25 protein-coding genes and 1 pseudogene are annotated in these 25,940 nt (G+C 42.0%); 14 read left to right on the forward strand and 12 right to left on the reverse strand.

All coding sequences use genetic code 11. From position 1 onward, the window contains the following. The first annotated feature begins 15 nt into the window (after positions 1–15). Both KW060_RS04900 and KW060_RS04905 read left to right on the forward strand, forming a co-directional pair. Positions 16–1,002 carry a tetratricopeptide repeat protein gene (locus KW060_RS04900; RefSeq protein WP_249035257.1) on the forward strand — a complete coding sequence of 329 codons (987 nt, stop codon included), beginning with the start codon at positions 16–18 and terminating at the stop codon, positions 1,000–1,002. Between the two features lies 1 nt (position 1,003). Next, entirely contained in the window at positions 1,004–2,548 is a 1,545-nt protein-coding gene (locus KW060_RS04905; RefSeq protein ID WP_249035258.1) for a rhodanese-like domain-containing protein, read from the forward strand. A 14-nt stretch (positions 2,549–2,562) separates the two neighbouring features. Here KW060_RS04905 and KW060_RS04910 read toward each other — a convergent pair whose 3' ends face one another. Further along, a complete protein-coding gene (locus KW060_RS04910; RefSeq protein WP_249035259.1) occupies positions 2,563–2,964 on the reverse strand; it encodes a hypothetical protein in 402 nt (133 codons plus the stop codon). A 15-nt stretch (positions 2,965–2,979) separates the two neighbouring features. After that, a complete protein-coding gene (locus tag KW060_RS04915; protein ID WP_249035260.1) occupies positions 2,980–4,758 on the reverse strand; it encodes an SLC13 family permease in 1,779 nt (592 codons plus the stop codon). A gap of 141 nt (positions 4,759–4,899) precedes the next feature. On the opposite strand from KW060_RS04915, the gene KW060_RS04920 reads away from it, so the two are divergent. Genes KW060_RS04920 through KW060_RS04930 form a run of 3 tightly spaced genes read left to right on the forward strand, consistent with a single transcriptional unit; the run spans position 4,900 to position 8,979 of the window. Beyond that, positions 4,900–6,435, forward strand: a complete 1,536-nt coding sequence (locus KW060_RS04920) for a sodium/proline symporter (RefSeq protein ID WP_249035261.1) — start codon at positions 4,900–4,902, stop codon at positions 6,433–6,435. Further along, positions 6,425–7,708 carry an aminotransferase class V-fold PLP-dependent enzyme gene (locus KW060_RS04925; protein ID WP_249035262.1) on the forward strand — a complete coding sequence of 428 codons (1,284 nt, stop codon included), beginning with the start codon at positions 6,425–6,427 and terminating at the stop codon, positions 7,706–7,708. The genes KW060_RS04920 and KW060_RS04925 overlap by 11 nt, the downstream gene beginning before the upstream one ends. 8 nt (positions 7,709–7,716) lie before the next feature. Continuing rightward, positions 7,717–8,979: an aminotransferase class V-fold PLP-dependent enzyme gene (locus KW060_RS04930; protein ID WP_249035263.1), complete on the forward strand. Its 1,263-nt coding sequence runs from the start codon at positions 7,717–7,719 to the stop codon at positions 8,977–8,979. Between the two features lie 4 nt (positions 8,980–8,983). Here KW060_RS04930 and KW060_RS04935 read toward each other — a convergent pair whose 3' ends face one another. The 4 genes from KW060_RS04935 to KW060_RS04950 form a co-directional block, all read right to left on the reverse strand. Then, a complete protein-coding gene (locus KW060_RS04935; protein ID WP_249035264.1) occupies positions 8,984–10,213 on the reverse strand; it encodes a glycerate kinase type-2 family protein in 1,230 nt (409 codons plus the stop codon). A gap of 47 nt (positions 10,214–10,260) precedes the next feature. Continuing rightward, positions 10,261–10,482 carry a DUF4170 domain-containing protein gene (locus KW060_RS04940; RefSeq protein WP_249035265.1) on the reverse strand — a complete coding sequence of 74 codons (222 nt, stop codon included), beginning with the start codon at positions 10,480–10,482 and terminating at the stop codon, positions 10,261–10,263. Positions 10,483–10,513: 31 nt separating this feature from the next. Next, positions 10,514–11,227 carry an MlaC/ttg2D family ABC transporter substrate-binding protein gene (locus KW060_RS04945; protein ID WP_249035266.1) on the reverse strand — a complete coding sequence of 238 codons (714 nt, stop codon included), beginning with the start codon at positions 11,225–11,227 and terminating at the stop codon, positions 10,514–10,516. A gap of 73 nt (positions 11,228–11,300) precedes the next feature. Continuing rightward, positions 11,301–11,687 (reverse strand): c-type cytochrome, encoded by a 387-nt coding sequence (locus KW060_RS04950; protein WP_249035267.1) that lies wholly within the window; start codon positions 11,685–11,687, stop codon positions 11,301–11,303. Between the two features lie 351 nt (positions 11,688–12,038). On the opposite strand from KW060_RS04950, the gene spbR reads away from it, so the two are divergent. Further along, positions 12,039–13,151 carry a SpbR family protein gene (gene spbR / locus KW060_RS04955; protein ID WP_249035268.1) on the forward strand — a complete coding sequence of 371 codons (1,113 nt, stop codon included), beginning with the start codon at positions 12,039–12,041 and terminating at the stop codon, positions 13,149–13,151. 2 nt (positions 13,152–13,153) lie between these two features. Here the strand turns inward: spbR and KW060_RS04960 are convergent, their stop codons facing one another. Genes KW060_RS04960 through KW060_RS04975 form a run of 4 tightly spaced genes read right to left on the reverse strand, consistent with a single transcriptional unit; the run spans position 13,154 to position 18,020 of the window. Then, positions 13,154–14,491: a TRAP transporter large permease gene (locus KW060_RS04960; RefSeq protein ID WP_249035269.1), complete on the reverse strand. Its 1,338-nt coding sequence runs from the start codon at positions 14,489–14,491 to the stop codon at positions 13,154–13,156. Further along, positions 14,484–14,915 carry a TRAP transporter small permease subunit gene (locus KW060_RS04965; RefSeq protein WP_249035270.1) on the reverse strand — a complete coding sequence of 144 codons (432 nt, stop codon included), beginning with the start codon at positions 14,913–14,915 and terminating at the stop codon, positions 14,484–14,486. Before KW060_RS04965 ends, KW060_RS04960 begins: the two co-directional genes overlap by 8 nt. A gap of 37 nt (positions 14,916–14,952) precedes the next feature. Continuing rightward, entirely contained in the window at positions 14,953–15,996 is a 1,044-nt protein-coding gene (locus tag KW060_RS04970; protein WP_249035271.1) for a TRAP transporter substrate-binding protein, read from the reverse strand. Positions 15,997–16,031: 35 nt separating this feature from the next. Next, a complete protein-coding gene (locus tag KW060_RS04975; RefSeq protein WP_249035272.1) occupies positions 16,032–18,020 on the reverse strand; it encodes a coiled-coil domain-containing protein in 1,989 nt (662 codons plus the stop codon). A 227-nt stretch (positions 18,021–18,247) separates the two neighbouring features. On the opposite strand from KW060_RS04975, the gene KW060_RS04980 reads away from it, so the two are divergent. Next, positions 18,248–18,799, forward strand: coding sequence for a response regulator (locus KW060_RS04980; protein ID WP_249035273.1), 552 nt, complete (start codon positions 18,248–18,250; stop codon positions 18,797–18,799). Continuing rightward, positions 18,792–19,304 (forward strand): hypothetical protein, encoded by a 513-nt coding sequence (locus KW060_RS04985; protein ID WP_249035274.1) that lies wholly within the window; start codon positions 18,792–18,794, stop codon positions 19,302–19,304. Before KW060_RS04980 ends, KW060_RS04985 begins: the two co-directional genes overlap by 8 nt. A 4-nt stretch (positions 19,305–19,308) precedes the next feature. Here KW060_RS04985 and KW060_RS04990 read toward each other — a convergent pair whose 3' ends face one another. Beyond that, positions 19,309–20,985, reverse strand: coding sequence for a tetratricopeptide repeat protein (locus KW060_RS04990; protein WP_249035275.1), 1,677 nt, complete (start codon positions 20,983–20,985; stop codon positions 19,309–19,311). Positions 20,986–21,148: 163 nt separating this feature from the next. On the opposite strand from KW060_RS04990, the gene flbT reads away from it, so the two are divergent. The 6 genes and pseudogenes from flbT to KW060_RS05025 all read left to right on the forward strand — a co-directional run bounded on the left by flbT (position 21,149) and on the right by KW060_RS05025 (position 25,163). Continuing rightward, on the forward strand, positions 21,149–21,544 hold the full coding sequence (gene flbT / locus KW060_RS04995; RefSeq protein ID WP_249035276.1) for a flagellar biosynthesis repressor FlbT: 396 nt from the start codon (positions 21,149–21,151) through the stop codon (positions 21,542–21,544). Further along, positions 21,534–22,001, forward strand: coding sequence for a flagellar biosynthesis regulator FlaF (gene flaF, locus KW060_RS05000; RefSeq protein WP_249035277.1), 468 nt, complete (start codon positions 21,534–21,536; stop codon positions 21,999–22,001). The genes flbT and flaF overlap by 11 nt, the downstream gene beginning before the upstream one ends. A gap of 241 nt (positions 22,002–22,242) precedes the next feature. Beyond that, positions 22,243–23,058, forward strand: a pseudogene (locus KW060_RS15905) (flagellin). 84 nt (positions 23,059–23,142) lie between these two features. After that, positions 23,143–23,556, forward strand: a complete 414-nt coding sequence (locus KW060_RS05015) for a flagellar protein FlaG (protein ID WP_249035280.1) — start codon at positions 23,143–23,145, stop codon at positions 23,554–23,556. Between the two features lie 97 nt (positions 23,557–23,653). After that, positions 23,654–24,469: a flagellin gene (locus KW060_RS05020; protein WP_249035281.1), complete on the forward strand. Its 816-nt coding sequence runs from the start codon at positions 23,654–23,656 to the stop codon at positions 24,467–24,469. A 91-nt stretch (positions 24,470–24,560) separates the two neighbouring features. Further along, the gene (locus KW060_RS05025) at positions 24,561–25,163 is read left to right on the forward strand and encodes a flagellin (protein ID WP_249035282.1); all 603 of its coding nucleotides are present in this window, start codon (positions 24,561–24,563) and stop codon (positions 25,161–25,163) included. Here KW060_RS05025 and KW060_RS05030 read toward each other — a convergent pair. Continuing rightward, positions 25,047–25,745 (reverse strand): flagellin, encoded by a 699-nt coding sequence (locus KW060_RS05030; RefSeq protein WP_249035283.1) that lies wholly within the window; start codon positions 25,743–25,745, stop codon positions 25,047–25,049. The two genes, KW060_RS05025 and KW060_RS05030, sit on opposite strands and share 117 nt — an antisense overlap. Positions 25,746–25,940: the final 195 nt, after the last annotated feature.

Genomic DNA, 25,940 nt, shown 5'->3' on the forward strand with positions numbered 1-25,940 from the left:
AAGAGGGAAAAATTTATGAATATTTATAAATCATTATTACTCGCGGGCGCCGCAACGGTTATTGCGGCATGTTCAGCAGAACAAACGATGGAACAATCCACAGAACAGACAAAAGCAGAAGCGCCAGCAATGGACGCATCACTTTTCACAACCGACGTTCCGGAAGGGGCACAGGCCGTTTCTTTCCTGGGTAAGCCGCTGGTGCCGGCCGAGCCACGCCAAGTGCTGCTCGATAAACTTGCGGAAGCAAAGGCAAATTATGACGCGGACCCGGATGATGTGATGAATATCATTTGGTATGGTCGCCGTGTTGCTTATACCGGTGATTATCGCCGCGCCATTGAAATTTATTCAGAGGGCATCGAAAAACACCCAACTGACGCACGTCTTTATCGCCACCGTGGCCACCGTTATATTTCGATCCGTGAAATTGATCGTGCGGTTGCCGATTATGAAATGGCGGCTGAACTGATTAAGGGCACGGAAGACGCGATTGAGCCAGACGGCGTGATTAACCCGCAAGGTATTTTCCTAACCAGCACCCACAGTAATATTTATTACCATCTGGGGCTTGCTTATTTCTTAAGACAGGAATGGCAGAAATCATATGATGCCTTCAAAATGGGGCAGGACCTTGGTCTTAACGATGATAATATCGTTTCAACGGGCCATTGGATGTATATGAACCTTCGTCGCCTTGGTAAGCTTGAAGAGGCACAAGCCTCCCTTGATAACATCAAGGAAGAAATGACCATCGTTGAAAATATGTCCTATCATAATCTGACACTGATGTATAAAGGCATCATCCCATCAGAAGAATTAACAGACGTTGATCCAAATGACCCAAGCGGCGCGGCGATCGCATTCGGTGTGGCCAACTGGTTCTATTATAATGATGAAAAAGAAAAGGCATATGACCTGATGGAACGTTTCATGGAAACAAGCGCGTGGAGCGCCTTTGGTTTCATTGCGGCTGAAAAAGAGCTTAGCCTAAGGGATTAATATGAACTATAAATCGGCACATGAGGTAAAAAAGATACTATCGTTGAAAAGCGAATGGGCTTTCATCGATATTCGTGAAACGGCGGAATATGGCCGTGGTCACCCGTTCTTTGTATCGCATGTGCCGTATAGTATCCTTGAAGCGCGTATCGGATTATATGTGCCGCGAAAGGGTACAAAACTGATCCTGTTTGATGGTGGTAACGGCATTTCTGAAAAGGCCGCAACACACCTTGAAGCAATGGGATATACCGATGTCATCATCCTGAAATGGGGCATCACCGCATGGCGGGATGCGGGTTATGCATTATACGAAGGGATCAGCGCACCCAGCAAATCATTCGGCGAGGTCGTCGAACATGAACTTGGCACCATATCCATTACCGCGGAACAGTTAAAAACACGCATGGATGCGGGCGATGATAATTTCATCATCCTTGATGGCCGCACACCAGAAGAATTTAATCGCATGACGATCCCATCCTCCACATCGTGCCCCAATGCCGAATTATCCTTACGCTATAAAGCGATGTTAAAAAGACCGGATCAGGACATTATCGTTAACTGCGCCGGACGTACCCGTAGCTTGATCGGCGCGGAAACATTAAGACAGCTTGATATCCCGAATAAGGTATACGCACTTGAAAATGGCACCATGGGCTGGAAACTGGCGGGGCTTGAACTTGAATATGGCGCAGAACGCACATACCCCAATAATATTGACGATAATATCGTTACGGAAACGCAACAAAAAGCGGATGAATTAATTAATAAACATGACATTCCGGTTGTGTCATTGGACACCTTAAATGAATGGCGCGTTGATGACAGCAAAACCACATTTCAATATGATGTCAGAACCCGCGAAGAATATGAAGCGGGCCATGTAAATGGTTTTCGCCATACACCCGGTGGACAACTCGTGCAGGCAACCGACCAATGGTTCGCCACCAGAAACGGCCGCATCGTTTTATTTGACCCATTAAAAATACGCGCGGTAATGACGGCGATTTGGTTAAAGGGCATGGGGCATGATGCCTATATCCTTGATCCGGATACGGTTAAGGAACTGGAACACGTCGATGAATTTGATATTGACGTATCGGGTCTTGAATTCATCGGTGCAGCGGAACTTAAAAACACTGACGCGATGATTTTGGATGCGCGCCCAAGCGGTGAATACCGTAAAGGTCACATCGAAGGCGCCATCTGGACAAGCCGCGCGAACCTTTCCAAAATGAAAATTACAGGAAAGCCAATTGTGATTGGCGCCGACCTGTTCACTGCCCAATTCATCGTCAAGGACCTCGGCGGCAATGCCATCATTTCCTTAACCGAGGCCGACGAATGGCAAGCCGCTGACATAAAACTGGTCTCAACCCCCGACATCCCAACGGATGAGGAACGCATAGATTTCATGTTCCACACCCACGCCCGCCACAGCGGCAACATGGAACACGCAAGGGAATACTTACGTTGGGAAACGGGTTTGATGGACCAAATGGATGATCAGGAACGGGGCACGCTTAAGCCGTTGAAGGTTTAAACTAAATTTAGAGGTTATGTGTTTGTTATAATAGGTTTTTCTACGACATTAGAAACCTCAAGTATTTGGCCTTTTGCAATACGTCTATTGCCAATAAAGAAAATTGTCTGACCTTCCGTCACATATTCTTTTTTGAGAGAAGTTCCAAAAAGATGAATATTACATGTGAATTCACCTCCGCTGATAATAAGGTCAGGCTCAATATTGTTCATTCGAGCAAAAAATGAAAGATTTCCATTCTCTAGTTCTAATTCAACACTGACTTCTACTTCTTCTGTTTTGTCACTTGTACTTTGTAGGTAGTTTTCTGATTTAGAAACATTTTTCTCATTAATAGCATCTTCAGGCGAATACATTCGCATGGACGCATAAAAATCTATTTGAACAAATGTCTGGATGTTAAGTTCATTGTTCATTTTTTAAATACTTCATTACAACGGCCAAACAAGCGCAATCATCGGCAATGCAACGATGGTAATTATCACTTCTAACGGCAGACCCATGCGCCAGTAATCACCGAATTTATATCCGCCCGGACCCATGATCAGGGCGTTGTTTTTGTGGCCGATGGGGGTTAGGAAGGCGCAGGATGATGATACCGCCACGGCCATGAGGAAAGCATCAGGGTTGCTATTTAAACTTTCGGCCATACTCACCGCGATGGGGGCCATCATGACGGCGGTGGCGACGTTGTTCATCAGGTCCGATAAAGTCATGGTGACGATGAACAGGATCGCCATGACGAAAAAGGCGCTGTTGCCATCGGCGACCGATAGAATGCCCGATGCAATCAAGTCCGTGGTGCCGGTGGTTTCCAGCGCCCCGCCAATGGGGATCATCGAACCGACAAGCACGATCACGGGCCAATCGATGGTGTTATACAAGTCCCTAAGCGGGATAATGTTAAAGAGCACCATACCAAGGGCCGCGATTGCAAGGGATATGGTCAGGCTGGTAAGACCCGTTGCTGCCGCACCAATGGCCCCCGCTAGTAGTAGCACTGCGATACCCGCATGTTTGCGTTTGCCCATGTTAATGCCACGTCCCGCGAGCGGCAATAGCCCGAGGCGATCCATGGATTTGGTCATACTATCATTATCGCCCTGTAATAATAAAATATCACCCGCTTGGAAGATTAATTGATGAAGCTGGTGGTTGATGTTTTGTCCTTGGCGGGATACGCCAAGCAAGTTAAGTGCTGATCTTGATTTTAATCTGATCTCACCAATTTTGCGGCCGATGATGCGGCTGTCGGCGGAAACCACGGCTTCGGATAAGGCGACGTCATCATTGGAAAATAACGAGCTGTCATATTCACCGCCCTTAATTTCAAGCCCCAATTTATGGGCGAAATCATCCAGTTCTTTTGGTCCTGTTTTTAAAATGAAAATATCATTTTCTTCGATGATGCGTGTGCGGCTAAGGCGTAAAATGCGTCTTCCGTTTTTGATTAAACCTGCGATACGCACGTCGCATTTATCGGCGATGTCATCAATATCTTTAACCGTTTTGCCGATGGCCGCGGATCCTTCCGGTGCGCTACATTCGGCGACATAATCATCAATGTCGTATAAATCATCGGTGGCTGATTTTGATTGTCTGTCCTTGGGCAGGAACCGCCAGCCAACGGTGCCAAGAAAGAATATACCAACCGCCGCAACGGCAATGCCGACAGGGGAAAAATCAAACATGGAAAATGGCTCACCGGCAACAGATTCACGGTAATGGGCAATCACGATATTGGGCGGCGTACCGATCAGGGTGATCAGACCGCCAAGGATTGAAGCGAATGACAGCGGCATTAATAATAATGCCGGTGAACGTTTCACCTTTTTCGCGCTATCGATGGTTGCGGGCATTAATAATGCGAGCGCCGCCACATTATTCATCATCGCGGAAAGGATCGCGGAAAAGCTCGACATGATCGAAATTTGAAAAAACAGATTTTTTAACGGGGGCACAACAATATGGGCGATGCGGTCAATCACACCGGAAACCGCAAGGCCGCTGCTGATCACCAGAACGGCGGCGACGGTTATCACCGCAGGGTGGGAAAATCCGTTAAACGCGCTTTCCGCGTCAATTACGCCGGTTAAAACGCTGATCATCAACGCGCTAAAGGCGACCACATCATAACGCCAACGTCCCCATAAAAAGAAAATGAAAACACCCGCCAGTATAATAATGATACTAATCTGTTCTTGGCTCACGCAATTTTCCCCTTTATTTTTTTCCGCTTTATTTTTTTCTGCTTAGGCGTTGTGGTTTCCATAAATGATGCTAGGGTAATAATCACAAAAATAAAACAAAAAATTTATAGCAAAATATAGACTTGGGGTTAGGGGAGTATAATGATTGAAAAATATTCAATGTTATTTCTGTATCTCGCGGTGCTTATTGGCTTAAGTATCATTGCCGCGAAACGCGTGAATAACATCCGCGGGTTTATTACCGGAAATAAAACGCTTGGTTACTGGGTTGCGGCCTTTTCGGCGCAGGCAACGGGCGAAAGTTCTTGGCTGCTCTTAGGCGTCACCGGTATGGGTGCCATGGTTGGGTTTAGTGCCTATTGGATTGTTGTTGGGGAAATGATCGGGGTTTTTATCGCCTGGTTCTTCATGGCGGAACGGTATAAAAAATTCACCGATCATTATGACAGCATCACCATGACGGATTTTCTGGTCAGCCGCTTTGGTGCCAAAACCAATACATTACGTGTGGTTGCGTCCGTTTCTTTGGCTATTTTTATTTTGATATATATTGCCGCGCAAATTGATGCGACGGGTTCCGCGTTTGAACGTTTCCTAGAATGGGATTATATGACCGGCGCGGTCGTCGGTTTCATCATTGTGGTGGTTTATAGTGTGATTGGCGGTTTCGTCGCGGTTGCATGGACCGATATGTTCCAAGGGGCGGTGATGGTGATCAGTCTGGTGGCGTTGCCGCTTGTGGCATATATGATGCTTGGCCCGTCTGATCATGTTTATGCGACACTTGAAAATATTGATCCAGGATTGGTGAATATCTGGGGCAATGGCGGGCTTACATCCATGAATTTTGCCATTGTTCTTGGTATGATGTTAATCGGCCTTGGCTTCCTTGGTTCCCCACAAGTGTTCGCACGGTTTCTTTCGATTAGAGACACAGAGGAAATCAAACGTGGCCGCTGGGTGGCGTTGATGTTTACATTCCTTGTGGACGCGGCAGCGGTAAGCATTGGTGTGCTCGGTCGTTATCTGTTTACTGAGGTCGGAACGGACCCTGTTGAAACGCTTGGTAACGGGGCGCAGAATGTCTTGCCGACACTGGTGGAATATGTATTCCCAGCTATCCTTGTTGGCCTTTATGTGGCGGCGGTTCTTTCCGCAATTATGTCGACGGTTTCGTCACTGTTGATTGTGGCGGCGGGGTCAATTACCCATGATATGTACCGCAAGGTTTTCGGCGTTGAAATGGACGGCGCAAGATCAGCATCCATTTCACGGTGGTTAACGGTACTCTTTGCCATAATTGCGCTTGGCATTGCGATTGCAGTATCGATTATTTCGCCGACAAGGACGATTTTCTGGTTCGTGATTTTCGGCTGGTCCGGTATTGCGGCGGTGTTCTGCCCGATGGTGATCATGGCTTTATTCTGGAAAGGGTTTACCATACGCGGGGCAATTGCATCGATGATTGCGGGTTTCTTAATGACGGTTCTTGCGAAATTTGTCTTTTCAGAAATGCCGGGGATCGGGCCATATTTCGTCGCCATGGAAACAATGCCGCCAGCGTTCTTGTTTTCATTTATCGTTGGGTATATCGTAAGCATAATAAAACCTGATGAAGAGCTTCAAAAACAATATGATAACGACTTAAAAGCAATAGGGGAGCATAATGATGGATAGAAGGAATTTCTTAAAAACGACTGCGGCTTTGACCGGTGCATCAATGGTTGCGGGCGCGGTTGGCACAAATGCGCAAGCCATGATGGATAAAGATAGTGATGCATATTGGCAGACAATTATCGATCAATATAAAGTCACGGATGAATTTATAAATCTTAATGCTGGTCATTGGGGGATTATGTCGGAACCGGTGCGTAAGGCATTTGCAGAACATACTGAATTCATCAATATGTATAGTTCTTATTATATTGGTCATGGAAAATCTGCCATTCCGTCCGCGCGTAATTTTTATCAGGAACAAAATGAAATAATTGAAATCGCGGCGAAGAAACTTGGTGTCAATGCGGATGAGCTTGTCTTTACCCGCGGCGCCACAGAATCTATGCAGCTTTTGATTAGCGGATATAACAAAATTAACCCGGGCGATACGGTGATCTATGCCGATGCGGCATATTACAGTATGGCGGCGGAAATGCGTCATTTGAAAGTGCACCGTAAAGCCAATGTGGTTGAGGTCGAAATGCCGGATCCTGTTGATTTTCAGGGGTCAATTGACCTGTTTGAAAATGCGATTAAAGCAAACCCGAAAACAAAACTGATCTTGTTAACCCATATGGCAAACAGAACCGGTGTGATCATTCCGATTAAGGAAATTTCCGCCATGGCCCGTGGTTATGGTGTGGATGTGATCGTCGATATGGCCCATTCATGGGGACAGCTTGATTTTGATTTTGCGGATCAAGGTGTCGATTTTGCTGGCTTTAATCTGCATAAATGGATTGGTGCACCGCTTGGTGTCGGTCTTATGTATATCAAGAAAGACCGGATGCTTGATATCGATACGAAAAGCAGTAAAGGTAAACCGGGCAATACGGACATCAATAATCGTGTGCAAACGGGTACAATGAACCTTGCGGCGGTATTATCCGTGCGTGATGCATTTAAATTTGTGGATGATATTGGTATCAAACACATTGATAAACGTTTTCGCGCCTTACGTCATGAATGGGTGAAAGAATTTTTGGATGATGACCGTGTGGATATTTTAACGCCACAAGACACGCGTATGCATTGCGGACTAACATCATTTAGAATTAATGCTCATACCGATGCACGTGCACTTGGACGAACATTATTACAGGATTATCAAATCAATACGGCACCAATTCCGGAGTATAATGGAATACGCGTCGCCCCAGGGTTTTATAGTTCCAAAGAAGATATGAGAAAACTAGCTGCTGCGATTAAAGATATCGCAGGTAAATTAGGATAATAATAGTAATGGATAGAAGACAGTTTCTAACGGCTTCAGCCGCACTCGCGGGTGCATCAATGGCCGCAACACCAATGATGAGCCTTGCGGCCACGCACCGCAGCCCGGAAGACGAGGATTATTGGAATTTCATCAGAAAACAATATGAAGTAACTGATAAAATAACCAATATGGAAGCGGGATATTGGGGGATCATGTCCATACCGGTGACGCAGGCCTATATCCGTAATACGCATTTCATTAATTCCAATAGTACCTATTACGTTAGGCGCGAATATCGTGGTGATTATAATAAAATCATCGCTCGTATTGCTAAAAAACTTGGGGTTGGTGAAGATGAACTTGTATTAACCCGCAACGCGACAGAGGCAATGTCTAGTCTGATTAACGGTTATAACAAACTTAACGAGGGCGATACGGTTATTTATGCGGATCAGGATTATGGCGCAATGCAATCCGAAATGCGTTATTTGAAAAAATATCGCCGCGTAAATGTTGTTGAAATCGCTGCACCTGAACCAGCATCAAAACAAGATATGATTGATGCTTATGAACGGGCATTGAACGATCATCCGAAATGTAAAATGATCTTGCTTACACACGTCAGTAACCGCACGGGTATCATTAACCCGGTCAAGGAAATTACCGCGATGGCAAAGGGGCGTGGCGTGGATGTACTGTTGGATGCGGCCCATTCTTGGGGACAGTTTGATTTTGATTTTCAGGATTTAGGTGTCGATTTCTGCGGCTTTAATATGCACAAATGGATTGGCGTGCCGCTTGGTGTTGGGCTTTTATATATTCGCAAGAACCGCGTGCTTGATATTGATCCATTACGCGGTGAAGCGGGCCCGGAAAATGATAATGTCAGAACAAGAATTCACACAGGTACTGTGAATTTTGCATCGGTGCTAACCATTCCAGATGCGCTTGATTTTCGTGAGGGCATAGGACAGCGCAATATCGAAGGACGTCTTCGTGCCTTAAGGAACCAGTGGGTTAGTCAGGTGAGGGGGAATGACAAAGTAGAAATACTGACGCCGGATGATGAAAATATGTATGCGGCGATCACGTCTTTCAGGATTAAAGGCAAAACATCATACGAAGATAACGCGGAACTTATGACAATGCTTCATGAAAAGTATGGTATCTTTACCGTGGCGATTGGCGGTCTTGCGAAAGGAAGCGCCATTCGTGTTAGCCCGTCGCTTTATAATTCACGCGCGGACTGCGATAAACTTGCTGCGGCGATCAAGGATATAACGGGATAATTCGTTATTTAGGGGCGATGTATATTGCCCTAAAATCATTCACATTTGTATGTGTTGGGCCGGTTATAATCAGCCGGTCCATTTTTTTGAAAAATGAATAGCTATCGTTGTTATTAAGATAGCTTTCTGGTGCAAGACCATCACGACCTATATCACCGGGCAAGAAATAGGCACCAGCATTATCCATCATGCCGTCAATGCCGTCTGTATCCGCAGATAAGGCATAAATGTTATTGCTGTTGGAAAGCTTTGAGAATAGCCCTAATAAATATTCAGAATTTCTGCCGCCCTTACCATTTCCGATGACTTTAACCGTGGTTTCGCCGCCGGAAATTATAATCGTTGGTTTTTCGGGGATTAAGGCCATTGCCATTTCAGCATGTTTAAATCCAAGCGATTTTGCATCACCATCAAGTTCGCCAAGATTAATGCAATTAAATCCATCATTTTCGATTTTTTCCTGCACATTTTTCAACATTATTCGCGCCGAAGCAATTACCGAATAGTCATAATTATATGTTGAATGATCAGGGCTTGCTTCATCACTAGATAAGTGATTTTTCACACTTTCGGGGATATCAATTATATATTTCCGAATAATTTGAAGGGCATCTTGGTTGGTTGAATGATCCGGAACCGTGGGGCCGGATGCGATTGTCGTCGGGTCATCGCCAACAACATCAGAAATAGCAAGTGTGCGTAACTTCGCCGGATGAATATGAGATAATAATTTCCCACCTTTAATATTCGATAGTTTCTTTCTTACAATATTCATTTCATCAATGGATGCGCCGGATTTTAATAGTTGTTTATTGACCAGCTGTTTTTCGTCTAACGATATCTTGTCTGTGGGTGAGCATAACAATGATGAACCGCCACCAGAAATTAAAGCAAATACCGTGTCCTTATCCGTTAGACCACGTGTTTTATTCAAGATGATTTCGGATGCTATGACCGAGTTTTGATCCGGAACAGGATGGGATGCCTGAATAATATCAATGTAATTACATTCTACTGCTTGCCCGTGCGGCACAACAACGGTCCCTGAAATTGGGCCCTTCCAAACACTTTCAAAGGCTTGTGCCATTGCTGCACCTGCTTTGCCGGCACCGATAATGGTTACGGGATCATTCGTATTCTCGGGAAGATGTTTTTTTAGAAGTGTTTTGGGGTGGCTACACCGAACGGCAAACTGGAATAGTTCCTTTAAATATTTGTCCGGTGATAAAGTCATAATAAATAAAAAAGGCACCCTGTTAGGATGCCTTATCGAATTTATTTCTATTCGTCTTCTGGATAAAGAAGCTTATCAAGACACACAACAACATACTTTGTCATTGCATCATCAACCTTTGATTGGCTGGCGCCTTTCCAGGCATTCTTGGCTTCTTCGTAGGTTGGGTAAATGCCTACTGTGTCAAGTTCGGACGCATCAACGAAATCTGTTGTGCGCGGGTCGGATACTTTACCACCAAATACTAAATATAATTGACCATCAGTCATGGTTTTTCCCTCTCATAGATCCTGAATAATATTAGGACGCTGTTTCTTCAGCAAAAGTGGTTCCATCAATAATATCTCTCATATATTGATTAAGACCGCTGATGCCACTGCTTGTTATTCGTGATGTAAAATCATCACGTTGTGTCGCCACAAGGCTGATACCTTCGATTTTTACATCGATAATTTTAACATTACCGTTTTTGTCGCTTCTGACACGCCAGTCAACATCAATTGATTTATTCTCAGAATTAAAGGCTTTGGTACGAATAAAGATATCCGCTTTTGCATGCGGTGTCACTTTATCGATTTCAAGCTTGGTCGTATCCAATTTTTTCAAACGGGTAGAATTGACTTTAAGAATAAATTCAGGGAAGAGCTTGTTATATTCAGCAAGCTCTTCTTCGGTTGCTTTTTTACGGTGACGGCTAAGGCTTAGGCGCGCAATATATGGCAAGGCAAATGACTCGTTCAAAATAGAACGGTACTCAGCCAGTGTTTCTGCATCGGTTAGTTCTTTATTGTTTAGAACACCGATTGCACGCTCGGAAAAGGCTTCTATAAATTGACGTGCTTTTTCCTGTTCAGCTGGATCTTTATTATCAGCATGGGCGTTTCCGCCAAAAATGAAAATTGCAGCAATAATCAAAGTCGAAAAAAGACCAATGATCATTTTTTTAACAAATTCCGCTTGCGTGTCCCTAACTCGGGCTTTCGCGATCGCTTTATTTCTTACCTGCTTATTCATTTTTAGTGCCTTTGTGTCTGATTGTGTCTTGTGACAAGGTCTACATTATAACCTAAAAATTAAATTTAGGTTATTAATCTTGTAATGTTTTCAGATATGCGATCATATCTTGACGCTCTTTTTCCTTACGAAGACCAGCAAAAACCATTTTACCACGTTTAACAACGTCTCTTGGTTTTGTTAGATATGCATCAAGTGTTGCATCATCCCATGTAAGGTCAGCTGCAAGGATACCTTTTGAATATTTGTAACCTTCGAATTGACCGGCTTTTTTGCTATGAATGCCCCAAAGGTTTGGACCAACTTTTGCTTTGTCACCTTTTGCTGTTGTGTGACAAACTTTACATTTTTTATTAAAAATTGTTTCGCCGCTCGCAATATCACCTTCTGCATGTGATGTTAGCGGTAAAATTACACAACTTACTACTGCTACACTGAAAACTTTTAAAATATTTTTCATTTCAAGTCCCTTTGGCTTCTACTAAATAATTCATGGCATGCCATAGCAAAAAAATCTTCATTCCACAATTTAAATCGTTAAAAACTGCGTTATTTCGCCTTATTTTCACAGGGGAATTTTATACAATTTTTTAAGGCGGAATTGTGACGATTTATCTTAAACGGGTAAAAGCGATTGAAATCAATATGTTATATTATATCATTTTATTTTATAGCAGTAGCTTTCATTTCCATAACCTGTTAAATTAACGGGAGTTTAACTATTTCCATTTTATAAATGGAGCATTCGAATAAATATTTTTTGGTTAGATTCGTTTTGGGTTTAACACAGTGATTAAAGGCACCTTTTTTTATGGCAGGAAATCTTGACAGTTCTGATGTAGCACGACTTCTTTCCGAACCAACCGCAGAAAATCGCGCTGTTGCTGCGACCAAGGTTAGTGAGCAATTCACAGCCGGGAATTTAAGCGCTGAAGAACGAAAAATTGCGGAAGAAATTTTTAAGATTATGGTGAAGGACGCGGAAGTACGTGTTCGCGAAGCTCTTTCAGAAAGTCTTAAAAGTTCTGATAGTATTCCACATGATGTTGCGGTGACGCTTGCCAATGATGTCAAAGAAGTATCTATGCCAATGCTTGAATTTTCAGAAGTTCTTACGGACGAAGACTTGCTGGAAATTATTCAAAGCCAAGATAGCGATTCACAGCAAGCAATCGCGAACCGTGCAAATGTTTCATCAGATTTGGCCGATAGCCTTGTTGAGAATAGCGCCGATGCCGAAGTCGTAGCAACACTTATGAAAAACGAAGGTGCCGACGTACAGGAAGATACACTTGGTAAAGCCCTCGATAAATACGGCGAAGATGAACGCGTTAATGAATCAATGGCACAACGTGCGCAGTTACCTTTAAGCGTGACTGAGCGCTTGGTAAACCTTGTTTCCGAGCAAGTTCGTGATCACCTTGTGACCCATCATGAAATGTCAGAAGACACATTGATGGATCTATTCTTTAATGCCCGTGAACGTGCGACAGCAAACCTTATTCACGATGGTACAAAAGCGGAAATGGATTTCGGTAATTTTGTTGATCAGCTTTATAACAATGGCAGATTAACAGAAACACTGATTTTCCGTGCATTATGTGCTGGTGATGTGATTTTCTTTGAAGCAGCCTTGGCAAAACTTGCAGATATTCCGATTGGTAACGCGTATCAACTTATTCATGACCGTGGTGATTTGGGCCTTAAGGCGATTTATGAAAAATGTGAATTTTCACCTGATCTGTTGCCCGTGATTGAAGTGGCACTGGAAGTTGCAAAAGAAATGTCATCAACTGCAGCGGAAGACCCAAAAAGATATAAAAGCCGTATGGTGGAACGTATTATCACTCAATGTGAAACTTCTGTTGATGAAGAAACGTTTGAATATTTCCTAACGCAGATTGTTGGAAGCGACGAGATTTAATCTTATTGATTAAGTAATGTTGGCAACCAAAGCGCGATTGCCGGAAAAGCCATAATCAGCAATAATCCGATTAATTGAATAATGATATAAGGGATTACCCCCTTATAAATATTTTGCATTCTAATCTCTTTTGGCGCGACCCCCTTCATATAAAAGAGGGCAAATCCAAACGGTGGCGTCAGGAATGATGTTTGCAAGTTGATGGCAACCAGTATCGCAAACCATGGTAAAACCTGCGCCGTTTCAACATGACCACCAAGATCAAGTCCGTTTAGGATTGGTGCAAAAATCGGTAAAACAATCAATGTGATTTCAATCCAGTCAAAAAAGAAACCAAGGATGAATACGAGGATCATCAAGATGCTTATGACAATCCAAGGCCCGCCATCAAAGTTATTCATAAAATGAATAATCAGATCATCGCCACCAAGTGACCGAAACACATATGAAAATGCGGTTGCACCAACAAAAATACCGAAAATCATGCCTGAGGTATTGATGGTCTCATCGCATGTTTCCCAAAATTTTGCCCGGGTCATCTTCTTTTTTATCAGTGCAAGGAGCAATGCACCAAATGCGCCGACACCGGCTGCTTCTGTTGGGGTTGCAAGTCCAGTGAATATTGATCCTAGAACAAGCGAGATTAGAATGACAGCTGGCAGAAACCCATTAAGAATTTGGGTAATGTTGTATTCTTTATCTTGAATGCTTTCCGGAGCAGGGGTTCCGCGATTTTTGAATATTATGTAAATCAGATAAAATGACGCAAGCATTAAGCCGGGTATAAGGGCCGTCATAAATAAATCTGTAACAGATATGGAAAGAAGGTCACCCATGATCACTAACATGATGCTTGGTGGGATTAATATCCCTAGCGTTCCTGCAGCTGCAATGGTGCCGCTTGTGAAGTTCTTGTCATATTCGGCTTTAAGCATTGCCGGGAATGCCATTAATGATATCATCACGACACTGGCACCGATAATGCCGGTTGTTGCCGCCATTATGGTTCCAAGTAAGGTCACGGACATCGCAAGCCCACCTGGGGCGCGTCTTGTTAAGACCTGTAAACTATGAAGTAGTTCTTTTGCAATGCCGCTACGTTCAAGGATTAAACCCATAAAGACAAACATTGGTATGGCAATCAGAACGATATTTTCAACGACACCGCCAAAAATACGCGAATTGATCAAGAAAAATTCTTTAAAATTAAATACATCAAAACCCATACCAATAAGGCCGAACATCAATCCGACACCACCAAGGACAAAGGCAACGGGGTATCCGGAAAAAAGGAATATGGCCAATACCGGAAACATGAATAAAGGAAGCAAATCAATCATTTGAAACTTCCTTTCGGTTTAATAGAATAGAGACACCCGAAAGACCAAGCAGTAAAAAGCCAAGTGGTAAAAATGATTTGATGATCCATCTATAACTTAAGCCATCGGATGTTGCGGACATTTCACCGGCAAGATAGGATTTAAGTGCAAAATCAATACCGAAATATATCACAACACCCGAATAAGGGATCAGAAAAAGTAGACATCCACAAATTTCAATGAGACGGTTTGTTTTATAAGAAAAGTTTTCCCGGAACAAATCAACGCGAACATGTGCATCTTGAATATAATTAAACCCAAGACATAAAAGGAATAATGCGCCGTGAAAATGCCATTCAAGTTCTTGTAAAGCCACAGAGCCAGTATTCATAAAACGGCGTCCAATAACATCGAAAATGATCGTGATCATCAGTGCGATTAGCATAAACCGCCCAAGGTAAGATGATCCCTTTAATATCCGATCAATTGTCCGCTTTAATATACCCAAGATCTTTCCAAGATTTATATGATGCTCTGAAACTTTGTAAAGATTCCCACGCGCGTTTGAAATCCGGGTCCTTTGCGGCTTCTTCTTCTGCGACTTCTAACCATGCGGCTTCAAAGGCTTGCATGATTTCACCTGGCCATTCATGAAAGATTGTTCCGGATTGTTTCAATTTATTGATGGCTTCTGCTTGCAAGGCTTCACCATTTGCAATGCCAAAACGCATATTGTCACCGCATGTCATATTGATTTGCGCTTTTTGTAAATCGGATAGGCTTTCCCATTTTTCAAGATTAATCATCAATTCAAAAAATGTGGATTGTTGATGCCATCCGGGGAAATAATAATGTTTCGCGACCTTATCAAAACCGAGCTTTTCATCTACGGCAGGTACGGAAAATTCTGTAGCGTCAATGGCGCCCAGTTCAAGCGCAGGGAATATATCACCCGTCGCGAGTAACTGTGTGGAAACGCCAAGTTTGCTCATCACACGTGCACCAAGGCCAAAGAAACGCATTCTTAAACCTTTAAGATCATCAAGGGTTTTGATCTCTTCTTTAAACCAGCCGGATGCTTCGGGTGGGCTGATGCCGCAAATGATGCCGTGGATGTTATGTTGGTGGTAAATATCTTCATAAATTTCTTTACCGCCGCCTTCGTAATACCATGCCATATATTCTGGTGCGTCTGGGCCAAATGGAATGGCAGCAAAGGTTTGGAGGGCAGGGACCTTACCGCTCCAGAAGCCGGGGGATGACCATGCTGAATCAAGCGCGCCATATGATACAGCGTCAAATGTTTCAAGCGGTGGTGAAAGCGCGCCCGGTTCAAAAAAACGGAAAGTAATATTACCGTTTGAAATGATAGCTATTTGTTCTTCAAACCGTTTAGCCATGGTACCCAGTATAGTAAGCGTACTTGGGTATGTGCTGGCCAGTTTTAAGTTTACAGGGTCGTTATCCTGGTTTTGGACGGTTTCTGTGTTTTCTGGTGTACCACATGAAAATAGAAAGGCAGACATAATTGTCGTGCTGACTATGTGCTTAAAATTCAACATTATGAATTTAAACGACCTGTGGCATCAGCAAGAACGAAATAAACCTTGCCGACATCAGAAGTGACTAAAGTTTCACGGTATAGGTCATCGGAATTTTCAGTGAACGTACCGAGCATTTCTTCGAATAATTGTAAGAAGCTATCGGTGTTCATTCTGAAGTCTCTATCTTCTAAATAATGTTTTCGAAGTTCCGCGGTTGTTTTCTTGCCGATGTGTTTTTTAATGCGGCGGATAAACAGATTTTTATCACCGGAAATATATTTATCCCATAATTCCTTCGGAATATCGCCATCCAAATATTTTGCGATATCAATTGAGCCGGATTGAAGCTTTTCCATGATTTTTTCTGAAACGTCGGAAAATCTTTCTGCATTAATTCTTTTTAAGCGTTTTTCAATAGCCTCTGCATTTGTGGCGAGGCTCTGACTTGAAAACTGGATGGCATTGATCATCTGCTGATATTTCTCAGCGTTTTGGTCAAGGGCATAATTGGTTTCCTCTACAGCCTCTACGGCAGCGTTGGATGCAACGTGAATGCGGTCGGAAGTGCGGAGTAGGTCATTTGAAATACGTTTAATTTTATCTTCTGATGAATGAACGCTTTTTGCTGTGCTTCTTTCAATGGTCGCCACTTCTTCAAGCATCGTTTCAAGTTTTTTCATATTTTCCGCATGTTCACGGCGTACATGGTTCGCTGCATTTAACCAAGTATTGATGATGCTTGTTGTGTTTTCTTCTTGATTAATCAGATTCTCACTGGCCTTAAGGCTGGCGTTTTCAATTTCGCGGATACCATTTTTGCTACGGTTTTGAATATCAATGATTTGATCATTAACATCAGCAGAAAGTGAGAGAATATTTTCAATAATTTTTTGCCCGTGCGCGCCAAGTCGGGTCGAATTATTGTTCATCTTATCAATCGCAACGGCAAGGCCGTCTTCGATAACATTTACGCAAGAAAGAATGTTTTTATGTTGCTTGTTAAATTCTTCTTCGGCGCCTTCAATTCGGGTGCTGAATTCATTCGCGAATTCTTTAAAGAGCTGATGTTCATTTCCAAGACTATCTGATCGTTCTTGAATATGCTTTTTGGTTTCTTCGAGAGTGCTTTCGATTTTTTCTGACTGCGATTGAATGGTGCTTAATGTGTCGCGTACATGTGTTTCAATAGTATCAAGATTTCCAGAAAGCAATTCACCCATCCGGCTGTTTCCTTGATCGACTTCCGTTTCGAGTGACTGGAAGTGTTCAGAAATATTGTCGCGCATTGCATTAGTGTTTTCAGAAAGATTGTTTTGAACGTCATCAAGCCCTTGCGTAATTTGTTCTTCTATCTTTCCGGTGATGTTGCCTAGCTCATTAACTGTTTCAGTATAATGTTCGCTGGCTTCAGTGATGCTTTTTTTGCTTTTTTCGGTGACAGATTTAACGGCTTCTTCCATCGCAGTGGCTTTTTTCGCAATGTTATCTGCGCTCGCGTCAATGCCGCTTATGGAATTTTCACTAATGGTAGAGAGTTGTTCAATCTGTTCTTTCAGTGAATTAAACTTGTCTGTGGCCTGATCACCAGCAGCATCAATTTTTTCAATTTCCTGCTGCATATTTTCAATAACTTTATTTATGCGGTCTTGTGTGACTTCCACAGGGCTTAATAATTGATCTAATCCCGTTTCTAGGGCACGTCTGTTTTCTTCGATTGGATTAATACGTAAAATAACCAAGCAAATCATCCAAATGATAATTATTGGGGCGGATACGCCCATGATAAGTGATGCAATCTCGACGATATTGCCACCAAATTCATATGATGAATTTGCAAGATAAAAGATACATACTGAAAGCCAAATTACCGATAGTAAGGAAGATAGAGTAACTGGCCAATTTCTTACGAATGATTTTTTCGGCAACTCATTGGTGTTTGAGTGTTTGACGGAAGAAGGGTGTGCCGTGACCACCTGTCTTGATCGTGCGCCTTTATTTTCACTCATTTACATTGCCCGTCGTTGGAAGATTTTTTTATATTTTATCAGGTGGTTGATATTACATCAAGCACACTGTCTTCTTAGCGTTCTATTATTTAAATTTCAATTACTTATATATGATTAACAGGCAGATAAAATTTTTTATGAAAATCACTTTTCTTATTTATATTTTATTTACCATAATAATGTTTTATAGATAAATTAATAAAAAGAATAAAAACCGGGATCAAAATATGAGCGGTATTGACCTTAGCAGAATAAGCGTACTTGTTGTTGAAGACAGTCCATTTGTACGTTCTTTATTGGTAAATAGTATTCGTGTATTGGGCGTTCAATCAGTCCGATCAGTGGATGATGGCGCAGAAGCAATTGAATTTCTGAAACTTGTTGATGAAAATCCAATGAAGGCAGGGATGATGTCTGTTGATGTGATCATCAGTGACTGGGAAATGAGTCCTGTTAATGGATTGATGCTGCTTCGTTGGATCAGAAGACATAAAGAATCCAGCGACAGGTTTAAGCCGTTCATTATGTTGACGGGGTATTCTGAGCCAAAACGTGTTCAGGAAGCTCGTGAAATGGGTGTGACAGAATTTATGTCAAAACCATTTTCTGTGAACGCGCTCGCGGATAAATTTTATTCTATCATCTTCAAGCAGCGCCAATTTGTTCATACAAATTCATATTTTGGCCCCGATAGACGACGTCAGGTCATTCCGATAAGTGGCGAAGATCGCCGAAAATTCACGTATGATAGCCCAGAAGTGGAGGTCGTCAATGTCTAAGCCAGCCGTAAAAGTCAGATATTACCGATTAAAAAATAAGCTCAAGGAAAAAACCGCTGGTCTTGCACTTGAGCCTGGGGCAATCATCGAGTTTGACGAAGATGTCCTTGCCGATGCGGAAGATGCCTTTCAGGAAATGGCAGAAGAGTATCCGGATTGGGTTATGGGGTTGATCAATGAACTTTTTGAAATATTTCGCCGCTGTGTCGATGATGATGTTAACCGTAAAGGATATTTTGAACGCATTAATGCCATCGCCCATGATATGCGCGGGCAGGGTGGAACGTTTGGTTACCAGTTGATCACGGATTTCGCAGAAGGACTTTATAACTTCACCCAACGGGGGTCCGGCTTATCAGACAGTCACGTTGAAATTATTAAAGCCCATCTTGATGCGATGCGTGTGGTTATTCGTGACCGTGTTGAAGGTGACGGTGGCGATATTGGTAAAGCCCTAAAAGAAGGGCTTGAAGAATCTGTGAAGCGATATAGCAACAAAAAATAAGTTGCTATTTTTCTTTTCTTTTATCTTTCAACCACTTTTGAAATTTTGGTGCCTGTTCTTCCATGAATTCCGGCCACGGATCGTTGATACCTTTGAAAAGCACTCTTTTATTTGTTTGATAAGGTAAGTATTCTTCATGAAAAATCCACCATGGATCGCCGGCTGAGAAAATCCAACTTTCAACACCTGCCATACCAGATTGCATAAGCGGTGCTGATGCTGGTCCCATCACTAAATCAAGTGATGTCATCATCGCAGTAGTGCCTTCGATATCATTTTTTAAATCTAAGCCTTCTATTTGGTGAATTTTAATGCCGGTTTCTTTTTCCAGTTCTTCCAGTTCATCTTTGCAGTCACCATATTGTACATTGACGAAATTAATATTTTTTTCCTTTAGGAACGGAACCCAGTCAAGAATGCTTGCATAGTTTCTGGCACGTTTTGCATATTGAAGTCCACTTCGCCACGCAATGCCTACAGAAATATCATGCGGCAGTTTTTCAATTTCTATTTGCCATTTATCTACAATTTCAGGGTTAGGTTTAAGAGTAGGCTTGTTATTTATTTGAATATCTTCTTTATTATGCCAATATTGGCCCATTAAATCACCAGCCATAAATAAATAATCATATTCTTCTATTTCGAGGTCTGGACAAGTATATATATTATAATCAAGTTTTTTGTTTAATAGAAAAACTGTACTACCAACATCAGCATTTGGAAAACTGTATTTGAATAAATTTACAAGCCTATCTTGACAGGATAGACCAACTTTTTTTGCATCTTTAATAACTTGATTATAAAGCCAAGCAAATTGAATTTCGTCACCAATCCCTTGTTCGGCAAAAATAAGGATCTTTTTATCTTTTAAATCTTGGCCATTCCAATACGGCTTGCCGTGATATCTAAGTGAATAATTAAAATGCAGACGGGTTTTTCTGCCTTTATAATAATCCCATGCTTTATCATATTGGTTTTGTTTGACGTAAAAATTAAATAAAAATAACTTAGGGTCAGCTTGATTTGGATCCAGTTTTAACGCTTTTAAACCTGCTTCTTCAGCCTTCTTGTATTCGCCAACGGAATAATATGCTGGTCCAATATTATTTAATACCTGTTTGTTGTTTGGGTCTATTTTAAGTGCTTCTTCATAAAAAACGATAGCGTGCCCAGGGCCATCTCGAAAGCCTACGGTAGCGCCTAACGTATTCCAGAGCGCATCTTTATCGGGGAAAATTGGAATAACATCTTTTAAAAAGTCAATGGCTTCATCTAGTTGTCCTGCTTCGCGTAATGCGGTGGCATAGTTGTTATAAGGAACAATTTCACCAGGTTCTAACTGCATATGAAGGTTATGAAATTTTAACGCCAGGTCAAAATAATTTAGGCTAAGTGCAGTATTGCCCAATATGGATGCAATGTTGGGGTTATCTGGATTTTTTTGCAGCACATGTTCAAGTAAATTCATGGAAGCAGTCTTATTGCCGTTTTTCGCAAGACAGTCGGCGACAGCAATAGAAACCTTTGCGTCCGTATCGTCATACTTCCAAGCGGATGTAAAGTACTGTAAAGCTTCCAGGTTTTTACCTTGTTTATGAAGTTTAAAGCCCATTCTTACTTGTTTATTGTATTGGGCTCTGTTTTTTGGTGCTGTTAATTTTCCAGTCTGTTTTTTTGCCATAATAATAGCCTTATAATTTTATATATAAAAAATTAACTTAATAATCATATGATATAGTTAATAAAAAGTAGCGTTCATACAATATTAACCATTTAATTGTGAAATGGGCAATAAGTGTGTATTATCTTGTAAAAAGATAATAATTAAAAGGAATAAAAGATAAATGGCTTTAAAATTGTCATTAAAACCGGGAGAGAAGTTCGTCGTTAACGGGGCAGTGATCGTTAATGGTGACAGACGAAGCACATTAGTCCTGCAAAATAAAGCATCACTTTTAAGGGAAAAGGATATTTTACTGGCTGAAGATGTCGATACACCAGTAAAGCATGTATATTTCCCAATTATGTTGATGTACATGGATCCGGATGGATACAAAAAGTATCATGAACAATTTGTTCTTCGAATGACGGAGTTTCTAAGTGTTGTAGAAGATGCTGAAACTAAATTACTTTGTGTTGCAATCAGTAAGGATGTCATGGACGGGGAATTTTATAAAGCGTTAATGAAATGCAAAAAGCTATTCAAATACGAGCAATCGAGATTGGCATATGAAGAGTAACCCTTATCAGCAATCGATACAAAAAACTGAATCGCCACAGCAAACCGAATACCGACTGTTTGTTGAAGTGACACGTGCCTTAATGGATGCTAAAGATCTTGAGAAAACAGATCCAAAGCTTCATGATGCGTTACACTGGAACAGGCGTATGTGGTCCACTTTTGCAACCGATTGTGCGATTGAAGGAAATAAATTACCGAAAATGCTTCGGGCACAAATTATTTCGCTTTCTATTTGGGTAGGGAAGCATAGTTCAAAAATTATTCGTGAAGATGAAGATATTCAAGCACTCATTGATGTGAACAAAACGGTAATGGAAGGGCTCGCCATGCAAGAACGCAATGCAGCTGGACAAAACCAGACAACACCTCAAGGGAATCAAACCGCACCATCTGCACCAGAGGCGGGCAATAATCCTGCAGCTCGGGCAGGATCTAGTGCATCAATTAAAGTATAAAATTAACTTTTCAAATGATTTTGTTAACTTTTAAGTTATTGATGTTTAAAGATTTTTATAAATAATTGACAGATTCGTTAAAATCATTAACTTATTGTTAACGGGTTGTAATGTAATGTTGCACCGTTAGTGATTGTCAGAATGACAGGATTGTTAACAATAACTGGCTGATATAAAATCGGCTCTAACTTATAGAAGCAAAACGCTTCTAATATATATGCTCTAGAATGGAGAAAGTAGTATGGGTTTTTCCGTAAATACAAATGCAGGCGCACTCGTCGCTTTGCAAAATCTTAATAAGACAAATTCGCAGCTCAATGCTGTACAGAGCAAGATTAACACTGGTCTAAAAGTATCTGGTGCTAAAGATGATGCATCGATTTTTGCGATTGCGCAAAAACAACGTGCAGAACTTGGTGGGCTTTCAGCAGTACAATCCAGTCTTGATCGTGCAACTGGCGCACTTGATGTTGCGATTGCCGGTGCCGAAGCTGTTTCGGATCTTCTTATTCAAATGAAAGAGAAGGCGGTAGCATCTAAGGACTCTGGTAATGATACAGCTTCCAGAACACTGTTGAATAACGATTATTAGCAACTGTTATCACAAATCGATACAATTGTTGATAATGCTGAATTTAACGGCAGAAATTCGCTTAATGGTACTGATGATGTCGTAGCGATCGTGAATGCTGATGCTTCCAGTGATATTACTGTTACTGCACAAGGGCTAAATGCAAGTTCTCTTGGTGTTAGTGGTGGTACTATTGCGACAGCAGGCGGCGCAAGCGATGCTGTTGACGCAATTGATACTGCGATTAACCAGGTTAACTCAGCGTTATCAGCGCTTGGTGCTGGTGCCAAACGTATCGAGGTTGTTGGATCGTTCGTTGAAAAACTATCTGACGCTATCGAAATTGGTATTGGTAATCTTGTGGATGCAGACTTGGCTCGTGAAAGCGCGAACTTGCAATCGTTGCAGGTGAAGCAGCAGCTAGGTTTGCAGGCGCTATCTATTGCCAATCAGGCTCCTGGAACAGTGCTCTCACTCTTCAGATAAATTATCGAACATTATTCTGGTGGGGCTATTCCTCACCAGGGTATTTAACAAAGTTGACTTAAAGTTGGAACAAAAGAGGATATTATGGTTGATGGATTAAACACATATGGCGCGGGTGCTACCGTTGCTGGTGTTGTTCAGCAAGCGGCCACCCCTCAAAAAAGAGAAGGTGGCGCAGCCACTGAAAAAACCGAAGCACGTCCTGAAGAGACGAAAGCGGACCAGGCCCAAACCATAAAGAATCTTCTTGCTGAAGAAACTAAAGGTAAAGGTGACTTTATCAGTCAAGCAGAAGCCATTTTAAACAAGGCTTTATCCTTGAAATCAATCAATACGAAATTGAGTATTGATGTGGATGATGGATCAGGACTTTTTGTTTATAAAGGCATCGATAAAAAATCTGGTGAAGTCGTTTCTCAATTCCCTGCGGAAGAGATATTAGCATTAATTTCATATTATCGCGAAGCAGAAGGATTAGTGGTCGATGAGACCGCTTAAATAAAGAGGATTATTATGAAAAATATCACAGTAATTCTGTTTAATTTTAACCAAGAAGCAAAATGCTTCTTAACAGCTCTAGAATGGAGAATTTAGTATGGGTTTTTCCGTAAATACAAATGCTGGTGCTCTCGTAGCACTGCAAAACTTAAACAAAACTAACGCACAGCTTAACACTGTGCAAAGTAAAATTAACACTGGTCTTAAAGTGGCGGGTGCCAAGGACGATGCGTCTATTTTCGCGATTGCGCAAAAGCAACGTGCTGAACTTGGTGGTCTATCTGCTGTACAATCAAGTCTTGATCGTGCAACAGGTGCACTTGATGTTGCCATTGCTGGTGCCGAGGCGGTTTCCGATCTTCTAATTCAAATGAAAGAGAAGGCGGTTGCTTCTAAGGATGCTGGTAATGACGCGACTTCACGTGGTCTTCTGGACAATGACTATCAGCAATTGGTTGCTCAAATCAATACTATCGTGAACAACGCCGAATTTAACGGCCGTAATTCACTTAATGGTACTGATGATATTGTTGCAATCGTGAATGCTGATGCATCAAGTCAAATTAGTGTTGCTGCACAAGATCTTACAGCAACTACACTGAACCTTGATGATACAACTATTGATTCAGAAACAGATGCAACTACTGCATTGACTGCGATTGAAAACGCGATCGATACTGTTAATACCTCACTATCAGCACTTGGTGCTGGCGCAAAACGTGTTGAAGTGGTTGGCTCATTCGTTGAGAAACTATCAGACGCTATTGAGGTTGGTATTGGTAACCTTGTGGATGCCGATCTGGCTAGAGAAAGTGCGAACTTGCAATCGTTGCAGGTTAAGCAGCAACTTGGTTTGCAGGCGCTTTCAATTGCCAACCAAGCCCCAGGAACAGTGCTATCACTCTTCCGTTAATAGTATTAAGTTTTCGGTGGGACTATAGGTCCCACTGAAGATAAATTGAGCAAAACGCTCTCTCGCTTAAACTCTAGAATGGAGATTTAAAATGGGTTTTTCTGTTAATACAAATGCTGGTGCACTCGTTGCCCTGCAAAATCTTAACAAAACCAATATGCAGCTTAACGCTGTACAAAGCAAAATCAACACTGGTCTTAAAGTGTCTGGTGCCAAAGATGATGCGTCTATTTTTGCGATCGCGCAAAAGCAACGTGCTGAACTTGGCGGCCTTTCTGCTGTAACGTCCAGTCTTGATCGTGCAACTGGTGCGCTTGATGTTGCCATCGCTGGTGCTGAAGCGGCTTCTGACCTTCTTATTCAAATGAAAGAGAAGGCTGTAGCAGCTAAAGATTCTGGTAATGATACAGCGTCAAGAACACTATTGGATAATGATTATCAACAATTGCTATCTCAAATTGATACCATTGTGAATAACGCTGAATTTAACGGTCGTAATTCACTTGATGGTACTGATGATATTGTTGCGATCGTGAATGCGGATGCTTCCAGTGACATTACTGTTACTGCACAGGATCTAAACGCGACGGCACTTGGAATTAACGGCAGTGATATTACAACTGCTGGAAATGCTAGTGATGCTGTGGCTGATATTGATACAGCGATTAAGAACAGCGTTCACGTTTGCGAGTGAGTTTTCAACATCAGTTACAGCTGCTACGGCATCCGTAAGAGTGGCAATAGTTTGTGTTGCAGTAATATCAACATTACCACCGCCAAGAGTTAGATCTTCGTGTGCGATTGTGATCTTTTGCTGTGCATCAGGGCTTGTAATTGCCACGATGATATCAGTACCACCATCAATAAGGTTTGTGCCGTTAAATTCAGCATTTGTTGTGATGGTTGTGATTTGATCGCGAAGTGCCTCAAAGTCTTGCGCAAGTGCCGTACGGCTGTCCGTATCTAGACCAGCATCCGCCGCAGCAACAGCTTTCTCTTTCATTTCGATCAAGAGATCCGAAATAGAACTTGATGCAGCAAGTGCGATATCAATTGTACTGATGGAACGATCAAGACTTTGTTTTACCGCATTATAACCTCTAAGATCAGCACGTAGTTGCTGAGCGATCGAGTAAACGGCAGCATTGTCTTTCGCTGATGAAATGCGAAGACCTGTATTAATTCTTGTTTGTGTTCCATCTAAACTTTTTGTTGTTGCGTTTAGATTTTGTAGTGCACTTAAAGCACTAGCGTTTGTATTAACTGAAAAGCCCATTTTGCTCTCCTCTTTCTTTTATTCATTCTGACTAAATCAATACCTTTATTGGTATCCGCTGATATACTTTGCAAATAGCGTGCCAGTTTTTGTAAAATTCGTTAACTAATTGATTTTAAAATATTATTTTTGATTGCATTGAATTGATTATTGTCGAAAACGGTATAAGGGAAAAAGATTCCGACTAGTATTTTT

It is taken from the genome of Pseudemcibacter aquimaris (genome assembly GCF_028869115.1).
Lineage (GTDB): Bacteria > Pseudomonadota > Alphaproteobacteria > Sphingomonadales > Emcibacteraceae > Pseudemcibacter > Pseudemcibacter aquimaris.

Excerpts from the sequence above, each read along its gene's own strand:
- spbR (WP_249035268.1), top strand. The coding sequence starts at position 12,039 with ATGGCAGGAAATCTTGACAGTTCTGATGTAGCACGACTTCTTTCCGAA.
- KW060_RS04930 (WP_249035263.1), top strand. The coding sequence starts at position 7,717 with ATGGATAGAAGACAGTTTCTAACGGCTTCAGCCGCACTCGCGGGTGCA.
- KW060_RS04905 (WP_249035258.1), top strand. The coding sequence starts at position 1,004 with ATGAACTATAAATCGGCACATGAGGTAAAAAAGATACTATCGTTGAAA.
- KW060_RS04920 (WP_249035261.1), top strand. The coding sequence starts at position 4,900 with ATGATTGAAAAATATTCAATGTTATTTCTGTATCTCGCGGTGCTTATT.
- flbT (WP_249035276.1), top strand. The coding sequence starts at position 21,149 with ATGGCTTTAAAATTGTCATTAAAACCGGGAGAGAAGTTCGTCGTTAAC.
- KW060_RS05025 (WP_249035282.1), top strand. The coding sequence starts at position 24,561 with ATGGGTTTTTCTGTTAATACAAATGCTGGTGCACTCGTTGCCCTGCAA.
- KW060_RS04980 (WP_249035273.1), top strand. The coding sequence starts at position 18,248 with ATGAGCGGTATTGACCTTAGCAGAATAAGCGTACTTGTTGTTGAAGAC.
- KW060_RS04975 (WP_249035272.1), bottom strand. The coding sequence starts at position 18,020 with ATGAGTGAAAATAAAGGCGCACGATCAAGACAGGTGGTCACGGCACAC.
- KW060_RS05020 (WP_249035281.1), top strand. The coding sequence starts at position 23,654 with ATGGGTTTTTCCGTAAATACAAATGCTGGTGCTCTCGTAGCACTGCAA.
- KW060_RS04960 (WP_249035269.1), bottom strand. The coding sequence starts at position 14,491 with ATGATTGATTTGCTTCCTTTATTCATGTTTCCGGTATTGGCCATATTC.
- KW060_RS04965 (WP_249035270.1), bottom strand. The coding sequence starts at position 14,915 with ATGCTAATCGCACTGATGATCACGATCATTTTCGATGTTATTGGACGC.
- flaF (WP_249035277.1), top strand. The coding sequence starts at position 21,534 with ATGAAGAGTAACCCTTATCAGCAATCGATACAAAAAACTGAATCGCCA.
- KW060_RS04925 (WP_249035262.1), top strand. The coding sequence starts at position 6,425 with ATGATGGATAGAAGGAATTTCTTAAAAACGACTGCGGCTTTGACCGGT.
- KW060_RS04910 (WP_249035259.1), bottom strand. The coding sequence starts at position 2,964 with ATGAACAATGAACTTAACATCCAGACATTTGTTCAAATAGATTTTTAT.
- KW060_RS04990 (WP_249035275.1), bottom strand. The coding sequence starts at position 20,985 with ATGGCAAAAAAACAGACTGGAAAATTAACAGCACCAAAAAACAGAGCC.
- KW060_RS05030 (WP_249035283.1), bottom strand. The coding sequence starts at position 25,745 with ATGGGCTTTTCAGTTAATACAAACGCTAGTGCTTTAAGTGCACTACAA.
- KW060_RS04950 (WP_249035267.1), bottom strand. The coding sequence starts at position 11,687 with ATGAAAAATATTTTAAAAGTTTTCAGTGTAGCAGTAGTAAGTTGTGTA.
- KW060_RS04970 (WP_249035271.1), bottom strand. The coding sequence starts at position 15,996 with ATGTCTGCCTTTCTATTTTCATGTGGTACACCAGAAAACACAGAAACC.
- KW060_RS04940 (WP_249035265.1), bottom strand. The coding sequence starts at position 10,482 with ATGACTGATGGTCAATTATATTTAGTATTTGGTGGTAAAGTATCCGAC.
- KW060_RS04945 (WP_249035266.1), bottom strand. The coding sequence starts at position 11,227 with ATGAATAAGCAGGTAAGAAATAAAGCGATCGCGAAAGCCCGAGTTAGG.
- KW060_RS04985 (WP_249035274.1), top strand. The coding sequence starts at position 18,792 with ATGTCTAAGCCAGCCGTAAAAGTCAGATATTACCGATTAAAAAATAAG.
- KW060_RS04900 (WP_249035257.1), top strand. The coding sequence starts at position 16 with ATGAATATTTATAAATCATTATTACTCGCGGGCGCCGCAACGGTTATT.
- KW060_RS04935 (WP_249035264.1), bottom strand. The coding sequence starts at position 10,213 with ATGACTTTATCACCGGACAAATATTTAAAGGAACTATTCCAGTTTGCC.
- KW060_RS05015 (WP_249035280.1), top strand. The coding sequence starts at position 23,143 with ATGGTTGATGGATTAAACACATATGGCGCGGGTGCTACCGTTGCTGGT.